Genomic DNA, 15,377 nt, shown 5'->3' with positions numbered 1-15,377 from the left:
CGTCAAACAGATTTTATCTGTTTAAATACCTGCTCAATAGTAGTTGCAGGTTCAAGACAAGATGTACCTTGGCAAACTATAGCTGTCGCTCCTTGAGGTAAATCCGTTTCAACCCGAAAGACAGTAGTAGGTAAATAGTTAGAACTTAATTGCTCTACATATTCAATGCTAGTTTTAACACTTGTGCCATGCAGAAACCAATCTAAAGCAGTAAACAAACTAGGACAGGCGGTGGGAGATTTTCCCATGACCGAACTAAATGCTTGTAATCCTTGTTGAGCGCGATCGCGATATTCTAAATTGTCAGTTAACAAGGAAAGACGAACTAAATTGGCGATCGCAACTCCATTAGCAGACGGGGTGGCATTATCCATATAGCTTCGTTCCCTTACCAGTAATTCTTTGCCTGCATCGGTGGAATTATTGAAGTAACCACCTGTTTCGATGCTCCAAAGCAATTCATCAAATTCTTCTTGAATCTTGAGCGCTTGTTCTAACCATTGAGCATCATTTGGACAAGCAGTCTGAATATCTAACAAAGCTTTGATAAATAAAGCATAGTCTTCTGATTGCGCTGGTACTGTAGCCATCCCATCATAGTTAAGACGTTGAAATCGACCCTCTAGCCATTGGTTTTGTAGGATAAACTGCACTGCATTAGTCGCTAAATCTAGGTATGATTGCTCTTTAAAAACTCCATAGGCTCTGGCTAATCCTGAAATCATTAAACTATTCCAAGCGGCGATCGCTTTGGTATCGGTAACGGGGGGAATACGCCCTAACCATTCTTTAGTTTTAGCTTCCTGGTTATTTTTGGCAGGGGAAAAAATATCTATTTCCGTCGCTGGTTGTCCGTAGCGGATGGTAAATAATTTGGCTAATGCTTGAATAACGTTATCTGATAGTACTCCATCTCCAGAGCGTTGTAGGACATTTTTTCCCTCGAAGTTACCTTGAGTCGTAACTGTAAATTCTCGTTGTAATTCAGTCAATTCTGTTGCGCTCAACAAGGATTCCAAATCACCATAACTCCAGACATAAAAATCCCCTTCTTCCGGTTCAGCCTCTTCTGGAGCAGTAAAATTGTCTGCATCTTGGGCAGCATAAAAGTACCCCTTGGGACGGGTCATTTCCCGTTGTAACCACTCTACTGTCCCAGCGATCGCTCTGCTGACGGCAGGTTGTTGTAAGCCACTACTCCACAAATCAGCTAAATACTCTAATATTTGACCATTATCGTAAAGCATCTTCTCAAAATGAGGCACTGTCCAGGTATTATCTACGGTGTAACGGTGAAATCCACCTCCTACATGGTCATAGATACCACCCAAGACCAAATCTAGTCCTCGCTGTTGAGATAATGCCTGGGGATTATAAGTATATTCTTCCTGAAACCTGCTACCCCGTAAGGCAATAGTTGCATAGGGAATCATGGGGAAACTGGGACGACCCAAATCATTGGGCTGTAGTACTGCGGTATTAACTGAAATCCCCTGATGCAGCAATTGCTGGTTTAAACTATTTTCTTGGTTAAGCGGCAACAAAGTGGACTTTTGAAGGTTGCTTAAAATTTCTGTTTTAAAAGCAGTCAGTTTTTCTGGCTCGTGGTCATAAAAACGACGGATTGCTGTAAGAATCTCCAAAAAACCGGGACGACCATATTTCGGTTCAACTGGGAAATAAGTACCGCCATAAAAGGGAACTAAATCTTCAGGATTGAGAAAAATATTCAATGGCCAACCCCCTTGACCAGTCATCATCTGCAAAGCTTGCATATAAATGCTATCGATGTCTGGTCGTTCTTCTCGGTCTACTTTGATCGGTAGGAAATGAGTGTTTAAATAATCGGCGATCGCTCGATCCGAAAAAGCTTCTCCTTCCATCACCGTACACCAGTGACAGCTAGAGTAGCCAATAGAGAGAAAAATCGGCTTATTTTCTTGTTTAGCTTCCTCTAAAGCGGCTTCACACCAATACCACCAATTAATCGGATTGTGGACGTGCTTTTGTAAATAAAGACTGGGACTCGACTCAAGATGATTTGTCATTTAACAATCAGTAATCAGTAATCAGTAATCAGTAGTCAGTAATCAAAAACTCTTTAGCTTTGTTATAAGCTAATTTTTCTTCTGGGGTTGCATTAGCCAGACATTCGGCATGAATTTGCTCTAAACTGGCGATATAATCTTGATTTTGATTGAGGATGCTATTAGCTTTAGAAGAGGTAATCGTTGCTAATTGAGCTCTTAAGGGAATTTTGCGGAAAACTGCTAAACGTTTTTCAAAAGAAGACATGGGCAATGCTCAGACTACGTCAAGCACGTAATCACTAACTGTGTTTTGTTGAAGTTATTGTCCACTGAATCGGTTTGTCTGCATATCTCTTGATTGATTAAAATTGATTATCATTCAGAGTACGCTTAAATTGTTACCGAAACCAAATCTTAGTCTTTTCGATTATGAGCATCAGATGGCAAACTATTGCTTTAGCTCTAAGCTTAGTCAGTTGGCTTCAACCTAATATAAGTTTAGCTTTGCCTCCGGCAGAAGATATTCCCGAAGAAGTTTTGCGCACCGAGATCATTCTCGAAGGGCGATCGCCTATAGATGGAAAAGCATTGTCAACTGTTGAATATGAGGAATTACAGGTGCAGTTATCCCAAAGCTCCAATAGTCCTCAAATTGATTCCGATATCCAACAACTCATATTCTTGTTACAGATTAGAAAATTATTTAAAACTATAATTCCTTTCTATTAATACTTATAATCGAAAAATCAAGAAACTTTTTTAAATATTGCGTAAAAATAGTTAAAGTATTTATACAAATACTTTAATAAGTTCTTAGAACAGATAATTTCTGCTGTTTTGATGGGCGTAATCTGAAGCACATCAAAACCTCTTTTAACAATCTCACTGCTATTAAATTTTTGGATATCGGTACTTTAATGTCATCAACCATTGCTCCCGAACAAGTCAATCAAATCGTTCATAATCTTCATCAAGATCCATTTGAAGTATTAGGTCGTCATCCTTATGAACAAAACGGTACGATTCAAAGTTGGATAATTCGTGCTTATCTGCCCGATGCCAATGCAGCTTGGGTAGTTTGTCCCGAAGAAAGAACTGAGTATCCAATGCAGCCAATGCACAACCCTCATTTCTTTGTTTGTGTAGTCCAGAATCCCCAACTAAGTAACTATCAACTGCGAATTAAAGAAGGAGATAAAGAAAGGGTAATTTATGATCCCTATGCTTTTCGTTCGCCAAAACTTACCGATTTAGATATTCACCTATTTGCTGAAGGCAATCATCATCGCATCTACGAAAAATTGGGCGCACATTCCACTAAAATCGATGGCGTTGAGGGAGTCTATTTTGCTCTCTGGGCTCCTAATGCTCGTAATGCTTCTGTATTAGGTGATTTTAATAGCTGGGATGGTAGAAAGCACCAGATGCGCAAAGGTGGCAGTGGTATTTGGGAATTATTCATCCCCGAAATTGCTGTCGGTGCAGCGTATAAATACGAAGTAAAAAATTGGGAAGGGCATATCTATGAAAAGTCCGATCCCTACGGCTTTCAACAAGAAGTGAGACCCAAAACAGCCTCCATTGTGGCTGAATTAGATAGTTATAAATGGAATGATGACGCCTGGATGGAAGAGCGACGCAATAGCGATCCTCTAGCTAAACCGATATCTGTATATGAACTCCATCTTGGTTCATGGTTACACGCTTCGGCAGATGAACCGACTCAGTTATTATCGGGAGAATCAGAGCCAATTCCTGTCTCAGAATGGAAACAGGAAGCTCGTTTTTTGAGCTATTACGAACTAGTAGATAAATTAATACCCTATGTTAAAGAGTTAGGCTATACTCACATTGAATTACTGCCAATTGCCGAACATCCTTTTGATGGTTCCTGGGGATATCAAGTAACGGGTTATTATGCTCCAACTTCTCGCTTTGGCAATCCCGAAGACTTAATGTACTTTATTGACCAATGCCATCAAAACAATATTGGGGTAATTGTAGATTGGGTTCCTGGTCATTTTCCTAAAGATGGTCACGGATTGGCTTTCTTTGATGGCACTCATCTTTATGAACACGCCGATCCTCGCCAGGGAGAACATAAGGAATGGGGAACGTTAGTCTTTAACTACAATCGCAACGAAGTACGCAACTTCTTAGTCGCCAATGCCTTATTTTGGTTTGACAAATATCATATTGATGGAATTCGGGTCGATGCGGTGGCTTCCATGCTGTACCTCAATTACTGTCGTAAGGATGGAGAATGGATTGCTAACGAATATGGCGGGGCAGAAAATATTGAAGCTGCTAACTTTTTACGTCAGGTAAATAGTCTTTTATTTAGCTACTTTCCAGGAGTACTTTCCATTGCCGAAGAATCTACTTCTTGGCCGATGGTATCTTGGCCTACCTATACTGGTGGCTTAGGCTTCAACATGAAGTGGAATATGGGGTGGATGCACGATATGTTGGATTATTTCAACATGGACCCTTGGTTCCGCCAATTCCATCAAAATAATCTTACCTTTAGTATGTGGTACCACCACAGCGAAAACTATATGCTGGCACTGTCTCACGATGAGATTGTCCACGGTAAGAGTAATATTATTGGGAAAATGCCTGGGGATGAGTGGCAGAAATTTGCTAACGTTCGCTGTCTATTTACCTATATGTTTACTCACCCAGGCAAAAAGACCATGTTTATGAGTATGGAATTTGCTCAGTGGAGTGAGTGGAATGTTTGGGCAGATTTAGAATGGCATTTGTTGCAGTACGATCGCCATCAAACTCTCAAACAATTCTTCTGCGATCTCAACGGAATTTATAAGAGTGAACCGGCTCTTTATAGTCGAGACTTTGAAGAAGAAGGTTTTGAGTGGATTGACTGTAGTGATAATCGTCATAGTGTTATTGCTTTCATTAGACGTAGCAAAGATCCTAACGAATTTGTTATCGCCGTCTGTAACTTTACTCCCCAACCCCACAGCCATTACCGTATTGGGGTCCCCGAACAGGGTTTCTACACTGAAATGTTTAATAGTGATGCGCGTAAGTACGGTGGTAGCAATATGGGTAACTTGGGTGGTAAATGGACGGATGAATGGTCTTTCCATAATATGCCCTATTCTTTGGATCTATGTTTACCGCCCTTGGGTGTATTAATCCTTAAAATAGACCGCCAGAAAACTCAAGCAGCTTTGCAAGGTAAATAATTAGGAATTAACTCAAATAACTTGAAAGGTGGGCATTGCCCACCCTTCTAAAGATGTCATTTCATTACATCTTTAGCATTACCGAGCTTTTAACCACTCGTACCAACTATTAAGTCCCTTTCCTGTCACAGTAGAAACTTGGAAAATTTTCAGCTTGGGGTTAACCTGTCGAGCATATTGCAAGCAGCGATCAACATTAAACTGCACATAGGGTAGTAAGTCGATCTTGGTTAGAATCATAACCTTACTAGCTCGGAACATATGAGGATATTTAATCGGCTTATCATCACCTTCTGTGACCGAGAGGATAGCTACCTTGGCATATTCTCCTAAATCAAATAAAGCAGGACAAACGAGATTGCCGACATTCTCGATCGCCACTATAGAATTCGGTTGTGGGTCTAGATCCTGGCAGCCTTTTTGTACCATGTTTGCTTCTAGGTGACAGCCTGTTCCTGTATTAATTTGTACTACTTGGCAACCAGTTTCGCGAATTTTTTGAGCATCATTGACTGTTTCTTGATCGCCTTCTATGACACTGAAAGAAATTTCCGCTTTTAAGTCTTCAATTGTGCGGGTTAAGAGGGTAGTTTTCCCTGAACCAGGGGAACTAACTAAGTTAAGTGCCAAAATATTGCGGGCTTGAAACCAGTGACGATTTTGAGCAGCAATAAGGTTATTTTTCTTGAGGATATCTTGCTCTAAACTAATTTTTCTGCCGTGCATCTGAGCGTGGATCTGAGAAACGTTGATGGGAGATAAAGTGTGAGACAGTCCCCGATGAGAGTGAGTAATTGTCGTTCCGTCAGATAACTTGTGGGTATGGGGTGTATCGTTCTCCGTCTCCACTAAGTTAATCTTCCCAGTTTGAGAATTAGTAAGAGTAACATGAGCATCACCAGAACAACCGCAAGTTACACACATAGATCATCCACCTCCATTTCTTTAATTTTTAATTCTTCGCCTTGGATAATTTCCAACTCTACACTGCCACAGCGATCGCAAATACCGTAGGGTTGAGTTAGAGATGTTTTTGTTTCACAGTGCCGACAGCAACCTAAACCTGGAAGTTCAATAATTTCCAGGGTTGCTCCTTCTAATACTGTATCTCGACAACAAACATCAAAACAAAAGCGAATTGCATCGGGCATGACTGCTGAGAGTTGTCCTATTTCCAAGGTAACTTGTTTGACGGGTAATCCTTGAGCATATTCTACAGCGATCGCCACTATATTTTCCGTAATTCCTAATTCATGCATGACAATATTCAACTGGTGATGGTTGTCTCAGTTAACAAATTCTGGGTAATTGATCGCCGACGAGCATATCTACAATTCTTTCCGTCCCAAATATAGTTTCCATAAAAACTACTCCAGGGGTCGAATCAATTACTTCACCAATAATGCAGGCATTCTCTCCAGCAGGATGGGCTTGCATGGCAGTTAGAACTGCTTCTGCTTTTGACTGGGGTACTATGACCACCAACTTTCCTTCATTTGCCAAGTACAAAGGATCTAGTCCTAGCAATTCGCAAACTCCTTTAACCTCCTCCCGCACAGGCAAAGAAGATTCTTGAAGTTTTATTCCTACCTCAGAACTAAGAGCAAATTCATTGAGTACTGTTGCTACTCCTCCTCTGGTAGCATCTCGCATCGCTCTAATTTCGGGACAAATAGCAAGTATAGTTTCGATTAAGCTATTGAGTGGCTGGCAATCACTAGCTATCGTGGTATCTAATGCTAGTTCACCACGGGCGATGGTAATTGCTGCACCATGATCCCCAAGATAACCATTAAACAAGACAGTATCTCCGGGCTGGAGATTATGGGCTGAAATCTTAATACCCTCTCTAATAATTCCTACTCCAGTGGTATTGATAAACAGTTTATCGGCAGAACCTCGGTTAACCACCTTCGTGTCCCCCGTGACAATTTGTACCCCAGCAGCATCTGCCGCAGCTTTCATACTTTGAGCTATTTGACGCAGGGTTTTGACAGACAGTCCTTCTTCAATAATCATGGCGCAAGATAGATAAAGAGGTTTAGCTCCACTAACTGCTAAGTCGTTAACTGTACCATTGACTGCTAAGTTGCCGATATTACCACCAGGAAAGAAAATGGGATCGATAACGTAAGAGTCGGTAGTGAAAGCTAGGCGATCGCCCAGAGCCATTAAGCTATCTAAACTGATTCTGGCTTGGTCTTCTAATTGTGCCAGCATGGGGTTATCAAAACTCCCCACAAAAATATCGTCAATCAAATCACGCATTGCTTTACCACCGCTACCATGAGCTAAGGTAATGTGGCTATCTCTCACTTTGCTATGACGGCGACGGACTTGTTCGACTTTCGCAAATAGAGGATGTTGAGGAGAATTAGCAGAAGAGAGATTCATCTTAAATTTGCTGTTAGTAATTAATTTTTAACTTCGATCAGATCTTGATCAGCTGGTTCGCAAAAAGTTAGGCAAACTCCAGCAGGATCGAGAACTACAAATTCTTTCATTCCCCAAGGTTTAGTCTCTAACTTGCCCTGGGGATGAATCATCTTTCCTCCTTTAGCTTGAAATTCAGCGTAAAGTTGCTCGATCTGATTGACGTTGATACGCAAGCTAGTTCCTTCGGCTAAATGTTTATCTTCATTTTTGAGTAGAAATATTTGGGCGGAGTCCCGTTTGACAATTGCCATGTAGATAGGATTGCCTTCTTGATGAATGCGTTTAAAACCCAGTTGTTGCTCGTAGAAAATGACTGTTTTTTCTAGATCGTCTCCACCTGGAATAAGTGGATTAATACTGTTTAAGAAAGTTGGTTGGTTCATTACACTAGCTTAAACTCCTGCAAGCTTTGGCGACTGAGATTTGCCTGATGTAAATTGGCTCGTTTTAAATTTGCCCCTGTTAAACTAGCACTACTTAAATTAGCTTCAACCAAAATCGCTTCATCGAGGTTAGCTTGAGAGAGGTTAGCCCCAACTAGATTCGCTCCTGTTAAGTTGGCTCCACTCAAATCTGCTCCCACTAAACTAACACTACTTAAGTTAGCATTCCGCAGATTGGCTTCCGTGAGGATAGCATTCAAGAAGGCACCGCTAAAATTAGCTCCTTTTAAAGATGCTTGACTTAGGTTGGCTCCACTTAGATTGGCACCGCTCAGATTACCGCCATTGAGTGTGATTTCCTGTAGGTCGGCATTAGCTAGTTTCGCACCGCCTAAATTGGCACCAATTAAGTCTGCATTACTGAAATTGGCAGCAATTAAATTGGCAGCACTTAGGTTAGCTCCGATTAGGTTTGCTTTGCTTAAGTCTGCACCAGATAAATCTGCACCACTCAAATTGGCGCCAATAAGATTAGCATTGTGTAAGTTGATTTTTTGAAGATTGGCGCGATATAGACAGACTCCATTAAGATTTACGCCAGCAAAATTCCTGACTCCTGCGGTGTATTGTTCTAGTAGCTTGGTTACATCTATCATTACTCTTCTCCTGTAATAGTTTTAACCTCATTGCCTAAACTGTAATCACCTTATCTGGCATAATTGCTCCCTCTAAATCTGCGCCTCTTAGATTGGCGTGAGTCATGCTGGCACCAGTCAAATCCGCCTTTCTTAAATCTGTACCATAAAGATTTGCTCCTCGTAAGTCGGCACCCTGCAAGTTAGCTTCAATCAGATTTGCTCCAGCGAGGATTGCTCCTTGAAGATTGGCATTGGTTAAATTAGCCCTTTGTAACCAAGTACCAGTTAGTATGGCTTCAGTGAGTTGGCTATGGGATAAATTTATGCCTTGAAGATTCGCACCACTGAAATTGACGACAATCGAGATTGCGCCACTCAAATCTGCTTCTCTAAGATCGGCCAAGACTAGAAACGCACCGCTCAGATTGGCGTTTCTAAGTATGGCATGGGATAAATTAGCGCGAATTAAATTGATGCCACTCAGTTTTGCTCCTGCTAAGTTGGCTCCGCTCAGCTCGGCATTACTGAAATCGCGATCGCCAGCGGCATACCTTGCTAATAAAATATCTACATTCATTTTTTTCTGTTAGTGGTTAGTTGTTAGGGGCTATTAAGCTCTCACAACTTCCTCAAGTTATTGATTTAAAACTGTGAATGTAGATCGATGGTCGGTTATTTGGTAAGTCTGAGGAGTAACTATCTACCTTCAATATATTATCTGTTAACTAATTATGGAACTTTTGCGATACAAAAAGTCAACATGAGTTTACAGCTTATAGCTTATAGCTTGTAGCTAATGGCTTTGCCCTTTTAATAGAAGTAAAAACTAATAAAGACTTAGTACTTTAAAAGTATATAAATGATGAACCAACAACGCCTCAAAGCTTATCTCGATTTAATTCAAGGTCTATTAAGTTGTCCTAGAGGAGAAGAATGGATACTGCTACGACAGAATGACAAATTGGTTAATTCTGAACTAGTAGAGGTAATGGAACAAGTTGCCAGTCATTTAGCAGCAGAAGGAGAAATCAAAGCGGCTAAATATCTTCATAACTGGGCAGGGAAATTACATCATATTTTGACAGAGAGTATGCCTATTCCCAAAAACAATAACGATAAAACCAAAGCCTATGTAGAACTTATCCAAGCCTTGCTAAGTTGTCCCGAAGGTTCGGAAGCGGAAATTTTGGCAGCCCATCAGGAGTTAATTGGTCCAGAACTAGTCAAGGTTATGAAACAAGTCGCTAGTCAGATGGCGGTAGAGGGAGACGAAAAAACAGCTAGTTTTTTAAATAATTTAGCAACAGACTTGAACAGCACTTGGTTGAAAAACCATGAATTTAAACCAACTCTTAAAAAAGAGATTACTCCCGATCCCTGGTTAGATGAAAATTCTTCTCCACAAAATCTACCACTAACAGAAACTACATCAGCAGATTTTGAAGTATCAGCAGCTCAAGAACCCACATTATCATCTCCCCAACTTCAGGTTGAGAGCGATCAACAGCTTACACAACTGCTAAAAGCGATCGCTGATTCTTTAGTTCGCTTAGAAACAATTTTGACTTCTCAGCATCAACCACCCAATCCCTTATGGTATATGGATGTTCTCGAAAAAGCTGAAGCTGCAAACTGGATCTTGACTACTGAGGAAGTAGAACAATTAATCGGTATTAAACCCCAATGTCATCATGATGAGACTTCGTATCATCGAGGTAGTTGGATATTTATTAAAGCGGGAAAAATTGGTTCACAGATAGGTTGGCAAGTTAAAAAACAAACTGGCTCTGTTAGTTAACGTGAGTGCGATCCAATCAACGCCTGCAACACGCGCGAGCTTGCGAGTCGAAGTGCTTGCGTTTGTTATGCATATTCTGGCATTGCACTTTGATATTCAGATTTTGCATTTTTACTCAAATATGGCTGAATGCCCTCAAAAAGTTGATAAAGCCCCTTCCCATATTTGGCTTTAAAAGCTTCGCTTGTAATAACGAGTTCAAGCTCGTTTGCAACGGTTAATTCAGCTAAGGCTCTGACCTGAGTTTCTTCTAGCGGAAAGATTTCACTTGTAAACCGGTTTCTATATTTTCCAGAGCCTTTTATAAGCTCCCCATATGTATACTCTCGGTCGCATGCACAATATAAGTAAACTAATTCTTCTACCTCTTCACCTAATAATTCCGAAATTTCCGACCTACGATCAAGGGACACCATAGTTTCATCAAATCCAGCAGTCCCATATGCAGCATGAAATAAACCTGCATCGCATAGAATTTCAGAGCATCCCCACTTTTTTAGCAATGAATATGTACCCTCTAAATGGCTAGTAAGACTGCCATTTAAGTGTTCAAAATCTCCAGCACCGAGATCGCTTAAATATTTGAATTTTGAAAACATCTAAAAATCTCCTTGCATAACGGTTTGGGCTTCAGCGGACGACGATAATGTTTGTCTTATATCAATAGTGTATATTTCCGTTCCGTTGCAAGCGCTTGTTAGCCATTTTCGGAGAATGAGCGTATTTGTTCTTCTGAGCGAGGCCATATATAGGCTGAGCACTGTTTATGCCAACCTAGTTTTTCATAAAAGCTGCCTTTCCCTGGTGCGGCTGTCAACATCGTAGTGAGAAAAGGCTTGAGGTCGTTTTCAAGTTCACCAAGGATTTTAGAGCCAATCCCATTCCCTTGATATTTGGGCAACACGGCCAAATCAACTATCCATCCATAGTAATATCCATCGTCAACTGTTCTACCTACACCAACCAATTCATCACTGATATAAGCAAAGCGTTTAAAGGAGCTTCTTTCGAATGAGAGTTTAACTTGTTCCGAAAGCCTTTCTCCCCATCCGACAGCTTTGAATATATCGGACACTTCCTTCCATTTTATATTTTCAATTGAAGTTGTATACCTGACATTCATTTCACTACTTTTTGATAGCTAACGTAATCCATCATGGACGCGAGAGATATGTTTGAAGCATCTCTCGTGAGCGTGCTTCGAGCGTTCCTTGCATGGGATAGTTAGAAAACTGACCCGAACTGGCAGAAATTGAATGCTAGAGGCGATCGCCCCAAGCCAGACAAAAAATAGCAGTAACGCCAATAGAGTGTCATAAGTGCTCACCGGGAATTTATTTTTCAAATTGTTTTTCCATGGGTATTGAGCTATCTGCTAAAGGCTCTGAGCCCATATAACCACGGTGACGATAAAATACTTCTGCATTAGGGCTAGCATTTAGAAGTACAGAAGAGAATCCACTATCTTGGATAAATTTCTCAGCATGTGACAGAAGAGAAGAACCAATTCCCGCTTTCCATGCTGTTGGGCGAACATATAAAGCTTCAATTGTCTCAGCGTTGACCTCCACCCAACCTACAAGATTTGATTGAGATTCCGCGACCCAAACAATGTGATTAGCGATTGCAGTTTCTGTTCGATCAGGCCCAGCAGAATTAGCCCATCGCTCAACTTTGCTCACTTCTGAGAACACTCCTATCAGAGCCAAAATTGCCTCTCTTCGAATTTCAAGTAGCGTATCAGCATCATGAAAATACGCAGGGCGAATGATATGTGTGCCTACCATATAAGTTGAGATAGCAAGCGTGAACGAATGAGACTCAAATCGGTTTGAGTCGCAGATAAACGTTGCTGTAAGGTCTCACCCAGCTGTGCTCTTCGACTCAGATAAGCATCGACAGCATTCATATGCCGAAGGTAATAGCCAATCGTGTTGTAAACATCGGATAAAGATAGCGTATCGTAGCGATTCACAATGGATTCAGGGGAGGCTCCATCTTGGAATGCCCTGATTACAATTTCCAGCAAGACTCTTGAATTGCCAACTCGAACTGCTCCAGTTTCATCCTCGTGAAGAGGAGGTGCCTCACGCTCTAAAACAAGACTCATCAGTTAAATCCTATTTATCTTTTACATAGTGATCGTAACTTAAATCCAGAGTCTTATCATCATTTCAAGAAGCTTAAAGTGGACCTAAGCGGCGGCCAGTTATTTTTGCATCAACACCTAGTTTACGGCGAATGGTTATTCCCTCATACAAGTGGTTAGTGGTTATTAGTTAGTTGTTAGTGGCTATTAAGCTTTCACAACTTCCTCAAATTATTTTTCTAGAACTAAGAATATAGATCGATAGTCGTGGGCAGAGATTAGATCCGTCTGAAAGGTAACTATCTACTTTCAAAATATTCTCTGTGAGCAAACTATGGAACTTTTACAATATAAAAAGTCAACAAATCCACCTTCTACAGAGAAACAGCAACAGCCAACGAAGAAAAAGCTTACTTCCTGGTTAATTGCTATTTTGGCGATCGCTTCTTTAGGAGGAGGAATAGTTTATTGGTATATTTCTCAAACGCCAACACAAACTATTGAGCCAGAACCAATTACCAAGATTGCTCCTATAGCGGTGACTGCTTTGGGTAGATTAGAACCAGAGGGAGAAGTGATTAAACTTTCGGTAGCTAATGCTCAAGATAGTCGTGTCAATGAATTGTTGGTTGATGAAGGCGATCACGTTATGGCTAAACAGTTAATTGCGACCCTGCAAGGTTTGGATCAAAAACAAGCAGAACTTGCTGAAGCAAAACTGAATGTAGAAGTTTATCGCGCAAAACTAGAGCAAATTAAGGCGGGTGAAGCAAAAAGCGCGGAAATTGCCGCCCAAAAAGCTAATATTGCCCGTTTAAAAGCTCAATTACGTAATGAAAGTCTAGAAAGAGCAGCGGAAATAGCTGACGCTCAAGCAGAGTTGAAAAACGCCGAGATTAACCATAGTCGTTACCAAACACTTTATCAAGATGGAGCAGTTAGTAGATCGGCTTTAGATGATCACCAAGAATTATTTGACAGGTCGCAAGCCAGATTGAATCAGGCAAGAGCAAGGCTAGATAACACTAGCTCAACTTTACAGGAACAGATCGCCCAAGAAAAGGCAATGCTGAATAAACTAAGAGAAGTTCGCCCTGTAGATTTAGCGGAAGCTCAAGCCGAAGTCGATTACGCGATCGCTCAAGTACAACGGATCGAATCCGAACTAGAAGACTACTATGTGCGCGTACCGATAGACGGTCAAATTCTCAAGATCAACACCCTAGTTGGGGAACAGGTTGATACCAGTCAAGGTATTGTCGAACTGGGCAGAACAAACCAAATGTATGCGATCGCGGAAGTTTATGAAACCGATGTTGGCAAAGTAAGAGTAGGACAGAGGGCAACTGTAATCAGCGAACACGGTGGCTTTGAAGGAAAATTACAAGGAATAATAGACCATATCGGCTTACAAATCAAAAAACAAGACGTACTGGAATCCGATCCTGCTGCGGATAAAGATGCTCGTGTGGTTGAAGTTAAAGTGCGTCTAGACCCTGAAGATAGCGATAAAGTTGCAGGATTAACTAATTTACAAATCAGAGTAAAGATTGATTTGGATAGTGGTCAATAACCAATGACTATTAAAACTCTACTAAAAAAATTCAATAAAGAACCTCCTTTAGGTTGGGTACAACTACGCCATCAAAAAGTTCGCCTGTTGGTAGCTCTCATAGCTATTGCTTCTGCCGATATTATGATTTTCACCATGCAGGGGTTTAGGATGAGTATGTTTGGTGGCGCGACCAATCTTCACAAGCAACTTCGTGGAGACTTATTTCTAGTCAGTAACCGCACCGAATATCTTGGTGATGGTCAAACCTTTGATCGCCGTCATTTATATCAAGCCGAAGCGATAGATGGAGTGACATCTGCTGACCCATTATACTTTTCTTTTGGCAACTGGATTAATCCTTGGAACCAGAAAATAAGCAGTATCGGCGTAATTGCTTTCGACCCCGTTCGTCCAGTAATCGATTTGCCAGAAATAGACGAACAGCTAGAACAAATCAAACTGCCCAATACAATCTTATTTGATAGTCTATCTCTTCCCAAATTGGGTTCTGTACCCGAATCAGTTAATCAGGGAAAAACCGTTACTACTGAAATATCGGAACATAGAGTTAGTGTTGGCGGCATTTTTACTATGGGCAGCACGATTTTTATCGACGGACACATTGTCACCAGCGATTGGAATTACCTGCGTTTATTTGGTGCGGATAGCATCGATAATCTGAGCGTTGGCATCCTTACTCTTCAACCTAGTGTAGATTTAGCAACGGTAAAGAGTAAAGTCCAGGCATATTTACCCCAGGATGTGGAAGTAATGACCCATCAAGAATTTATCAAATCTGAGGAAGACTATTGGGCTGAAGTACCTGGTGGCATACTTTTCAACTTTGGCGTTGCGATGGGATTTTTTACTGGGGTGGTGATTGTATATGAAGTATTACATGCCGATGTTAACGATCATCTGGCAGAATATGCCACTCTCAAAGCGATGGGCTACTCAGATAAAAACCTGCTAATGGTTGTTTTTCAGGAAGGAATTATCCTCGGCGTATTAGGCTTTATTCCTGGATTTATCGGTTCGGCTGGTATATATGCTCTACTGGGATATTTAACTAGAATCCCTTTGCCCATGCGATTTGGTGTTGTTTCACAAGTATTTGTTATTACTGTTTTAATGTGCTTGATTTCAGCAGCGATCGCTATGCAGAAACTCCAATCTGCCGATCCAGCCGATGTATTTTAATTGGTTTTTAATCACTAAGTTTTTTAGTCCGTACTA

At 41.0% G+C, this 15,377-nt stretch carries 17 protein-coding genes; 5 read left to right on the top strand and 12 right to left on the bottom strand.

The annotated features are described in order from the left end of the window. Nucleotides 1–2: 2 nt before the first annotated feature. Both PLEUR7319_RS0112035 and PLEUR7319_RS0112030 read right to left on the bottom strand, forming a co-directional pair. Nucleotides 3–2,048, bottom strand: a complete 2,046-nt coding sequence (locus PLEUR7319_RS0112035; protein ID WP_019505476.1) for a thioredoxin domain-containing protein — start codon at nucleotides 2,046–2,048, stop codon at nucleotides 3–5. A 28-nt stretch (nucleotides 2,049–2,076) separates the two neighbouring features. After that, nucleotides 2,077–2,295, bottom strand: a complete 219-nt coding sequence (locus PLEUR7319_RS0112030) for a hypothetical protein (protein ID WP_019505475.1) — start codon at nucleotides 2,293–2,295, stop codon at nucleotides 2,077–2,079. Between the two features lie 164 nt (nucleotides 2,296–2,459). Between PLEUR7319_RS0112030 and PLEUR7319_RS0112025 the strand changes: the two genes are divergently transcribed. After that, nucleotides 2,460–2,759, top strand: a complete 300-nt coding sequence (locus PLEUR7319_RS0112025) for a hypothetical protein (RefSeq protein ID WP_019505474.1) — start codon at nucleotides 2,460–2,462, stop codon at nucleotides 2,757–2,759. 188 nt (nucleotides 2,760–2,947) lie between these two features. Continuing rightward, nucleotides 2,948–5,242: a 1,4-alpha-glucan branching enzyme gene (gene glgB / locus PLEUR7319_RS0112020; protein WP_019505473.1), complete on the top strand. Its 2,295-nt coding sequence runs from the start codon at nucleotides 2,948–2,950 to the stop codon at nucleotides 5,240–5,242. Between the two features lie 78 nt (nucleotides 5,243–5,320). Here glgB and hypB read toward each other — a convergent pair whose 3' ends face one another. Genes hypB through PLEUR7319_RS0111990 form a run of 6 tightly spaced genes read right to left on the bottom strand, consistent with a single transcriptional unit; the run spans nucleotide 5,321 to nucleotide 9,276 of the window. Then, a complete protein-coding gene (gene hypB, locus PLEUR7319_RS0112015; RefSeq protein ID WP_019505472.1) occupies nucleotides 5,321–6,166 on the bottom strand; it encodes a hydrogenase nickel incorporation protein HypB in 846 nt (281 codons plus the stop codon). After that, a complete protein-coding gene (hypA, locus tag PLEUR7319_RS0112010; protein WP_019505471.1) occupies nucleotides 6,157–6,501 on the bottom strand; it encodes a hydrogenase maturation nickel metallochaperone HypA in 345 nt (114 codons plus the stop codon). Before hypA ends, hypB begins: the two co-directional genes overlap by 10 nt. Before the next feature lie 31 nt (nucleotides 6,502–6,532). Further along, nucleotides 6,533–7,636, bottom strand: a complete 1,104-nt coding sequence (gene hypE / locus PLEUR7319_RS0112005; protein WP_019505470.1) for a hydrogenase expression/formation protein HypE — start codon at nucleotides 7,634–7,636, stop codon at nucleotides 6,533–6,535. A 20-nt stretch (nucleotides 7,637–7,656) separates the two neighbouring features. Beyond that, a complete protein-coding gene (locus PLEUR7319_RS0112000) occupies nucleotides 7,657–8,061 on the bottom strand; it encodes a VOC family protein (RefSeq protein WP_019505469.1) in 405 nt (134 codons plus the stop codon). Continuing rightward, a complete protein-coding gene (locus PLEUR7319_RS0111995; protein ID WP_019505468.1) occupies nucleotides 8,061–8,717 on the bottom strand; it encodes a pentapeptide repeat-containing protein in 657 nt (218 codons plus the stop codon). The genes PLEUR7319_RS0112000 and PLEUR7319_RS0111995 overlap by 1 nt, the downstream gene beginning before the upstream one ends. A gap of 34 nt (nucleotides 8,718–8,751) precedes the next feature. Further along, entirely contained in the window at nucleotides 8,752–9,276 is a 525-nt protein-coding gene (locus tag PLEUR7319_RS0111990) for a pentapeptide repeat-containing protein (protein ID WP_019505467.1), read from the bottom strand. A 282-nt stretch (nucleotides 9,277–9,558) separates the two neighbouring features. On the opposite strand from PLEUR7319_RS0111990, the gene PLEUR7319_RS0111985 reads away from it, so the two are divergent. Continuing rightward, on the top strand, nucleotides 9,559–10,497 hold the full coding sequence (locus tag PLEUR7319_RS0111985; RefSeq protein WP_144054294.1) for a hypothetical protein: 939 nt from the start codon (nucleotides 9,559–9,561) through the stop codon (nucleotides 10,495–10,497). A 65-nt stretch (nucleotides 10,498–10,562) separates the two neighbouring features. Here the strand turns inward: PLEUR7319_RS0111985 and PLEUR7319_RS0111980 are convergent, their stop codons facing one another. The 4 genes from PLEUR7319_RS0111980 to PLEUR7319_RS0111965 form a co-directional block, all read right to left on the bottom strand. Beyond that, nucleotides 10,563–11,096, bottom strand: a complete 534-nt coding sequence (locus PLEUR7319_RS0111980; RefSeq protein WP_019505465.1) for a DUF6817 domain-containing protein — start codon at nucleotides 11,094–11,096, stop codon at nucleotides 10,563–10,565. Nucleotides 11,097–11,194: 98 nt separating this feature from the next. Continuing rightward, nucleotides 11,195–11,620 (bottom strand): GNAT family N-acetyltransferase, encoded by a 426-nt coding sequence (locus PLEUR7319_RS0111975; protein WP_019505464.1) that lies wholly within the window; start codon nucleotides 11,618–11,620, stop codon nucleotides 11,195–11,197. Between the two features lie 211 nt (nucleotides 11,621–11,831). Further along, nucleotides 11,832–12,284: a GNAT family N-acetyltransferase gene (locus PLEUR7319_RS38075; protein ID WP_019505463.1), complete on the bottom strand. Its 453-nt coding sequence runs from the start codon at nucleotides 12,282–12,284 to the stop codon at nucleotides 11,832–11,834. Continuing rightward, nucleotides 12,278–12,607 (bottom strand): DUF433 domain-containing protein, encoded by a 330-nt coding sequence (locus tag PLEUR7319_RS0111965; RefSeq protein WP_019505462.1) that lies wholly within the window; start codon nucleotides 12,605–12,607, stop codon nucleotides 12,278–12,280. Before PLEUR7319_RS0111965 ends, PLEUR7319_RS38075 begins: the two co-directional genes overlap by 7 nt. Nucleotides 12,608–12,920: 313 nt before the next feature. Here PLEUR7319_RS0111965 and PLEUR7319_RS0111960 point away from each other — a divergent pair, with 313 nt between their 5' ends. Both PLEUR7319_RS0111960 and devC read left to right on the top strand, forming a co-directional pair. Next, nucleotides 12,921–14,159, top strand: coding sequence for an ABC exporter membrane fusion protein (locus PLEUR7319_RS0111960; RefSeq protein ID WP_019505461.1), 1,239 nt, complete (start codon nucleotides 12,921–12,923; stop codon nucleotides 14,157–14,159). 3 nt (nucleotides 14,160–14,162) lie between these two features. After that, a complete protein-coding gene (devC, locus tag PLEUR7319_RS0111955) occupies nucleotides 14,163–15,341 on the top strand; it encodes an ABC transporter permease DevC (protein WP_019505460.1) in 1,179 nt (392 codons plus the stop codon). Nucleotides 15,342–15,377: the final 36 nt, after the last annotated feature.

Source organism: Pleurocapsa sp. PCC 7319, assembly GCF_000332195.1.
In the GTDB taxonomy this organism is placed as follows: domain Bacteria; phylum Cyanobacteriota; class Cyanobacteriia; order Cyanobacteriales; family Xenococcaceae; genus Waterburya.
The sequence above is the reverse complement of the archived record's forward strand: the minus strand, read 5'-3'. Positions and strand labels throughout refer to the sequence as shown.

Bases quoted from the DNA above. Each gene is read 5' to 3' on its own strand.
- PLEUR7319_RS0111965 (WP_019505462.1), bottom strand. From the start codon at position 12,607: ATGAGTCTTGTTTTAGAGCGTGAGGCACCTCCTCTTCACGAGGATGAA.
- PLEUR7319_RS0111990 (WP_019505467.1), bottom strand. From the start codon at position 9,276: ATGAATGTAGATATTTTATTAGCAAGGTATGCCGCTGGCGATCGCGAT.
- hypB (WP_019505472.1), bottom strand. From the start codon at position 6,166: ATGTGTGTAACTTGCGGTTGTTCTGGTGATGCTCATGTTACTCTTACT.
- PLEUR7319_RS0111975 (WP_019505464.1), bottom strand. From the start codon at position 11,620: ATGAATGTCAGGTATACAACTTCAATTGAAAATATAAAATGGAAGGAA.
- PLEUR7319_RS0112025 (WP_019505474.1), top strand. From the start codon at position 2,460: ATGAGCATCAGATGGCAAACTATTGCTTTAGCTCTAAGCTTAGTCAGT.
- PLEUR7319_RS0111995 (WP_019505468.1), bottom strand. From the start codon at position 8,717: ATGATAGATGTAACCAAGCTACTAGAACAATACACCGCAGGAGTCAGG.
- hypE (WP_019505470.1), bottom strand. From the start codon at position 7,636: ATGAATCTCTCTTCTGCTAATTCTCCTCAACATCCTCTATTTGCGAAA.
- PLEUR7319_RS0111960 (WP_019505461.1), top strand. From the start codon at position 12,921: ATGGAACTTTTACAATATAAAAAGTCAACAAATCCACCTTCTACAGAG.
- PLEUR7319_RS38075 (WP_019505463.1), bottom strand. From the start codon at position 12,284: ATGGTAGGCACACATATCATTCGCCCTGCGTATTTTCATGATGCTGAT.
- PLEUR7319_RS0111980 (WP_019505465.1), bottom strand. From the start codon at position 11,096: ATGTTTTCAAAATTCAAATATTTAAGCGATCTCGGTGCTGGAGATTTT.
- devC (WP_019505460.1), top strand. From the start codon at position 14,163: ATGACTATTAAAACTCTACTAAAAAAATTCAATAAAGAACCTCCTTTA.
- glgB (WP_019505473.1), top strand. From the start codon at position 2,948: ATGTCATCAACCATTGCTCCCGAACAAGTCAATCAAATCGTTCATAAT.
- hypA (WP_019505471.1), bottom strand. From the start codon at position 6,501: ATGCATGAATTAGGAATTACGGAAAATATAGTGGCGATCGCTGTAGAA.
- PLEUR7319_RS0112000 (WP_019505469.1), bottom strand. From the start codon at position 8,061: ATGAACCAACCAACTTTCTTAAACAGTATTAATCCACTTATTCCAGGT.
- PLEUR7319_RS0112035 (WP_019505476.1), bottom strand. From the start codon at position 2,048: ATGACAAATCATCTTGAGTCGAGTCCCAGTCTTTATTTACAAAAGCAC.
- PLEUR7319_RS0112030 (WP_019505475.1), bottom strand. From the start codon at position 2,295: ATGTCTTCTTTTGAAAAACGTTTAGCAGTTTTCCGCAAAATTCCCTTA.
- PLEUR7319_RS0111985 (WP_144054294.1), top strand. From the start codon at position 9,559: ATGATGAACCAACAACGCCTCAAAGCTTATCTCGATTTAATTCAAGGT.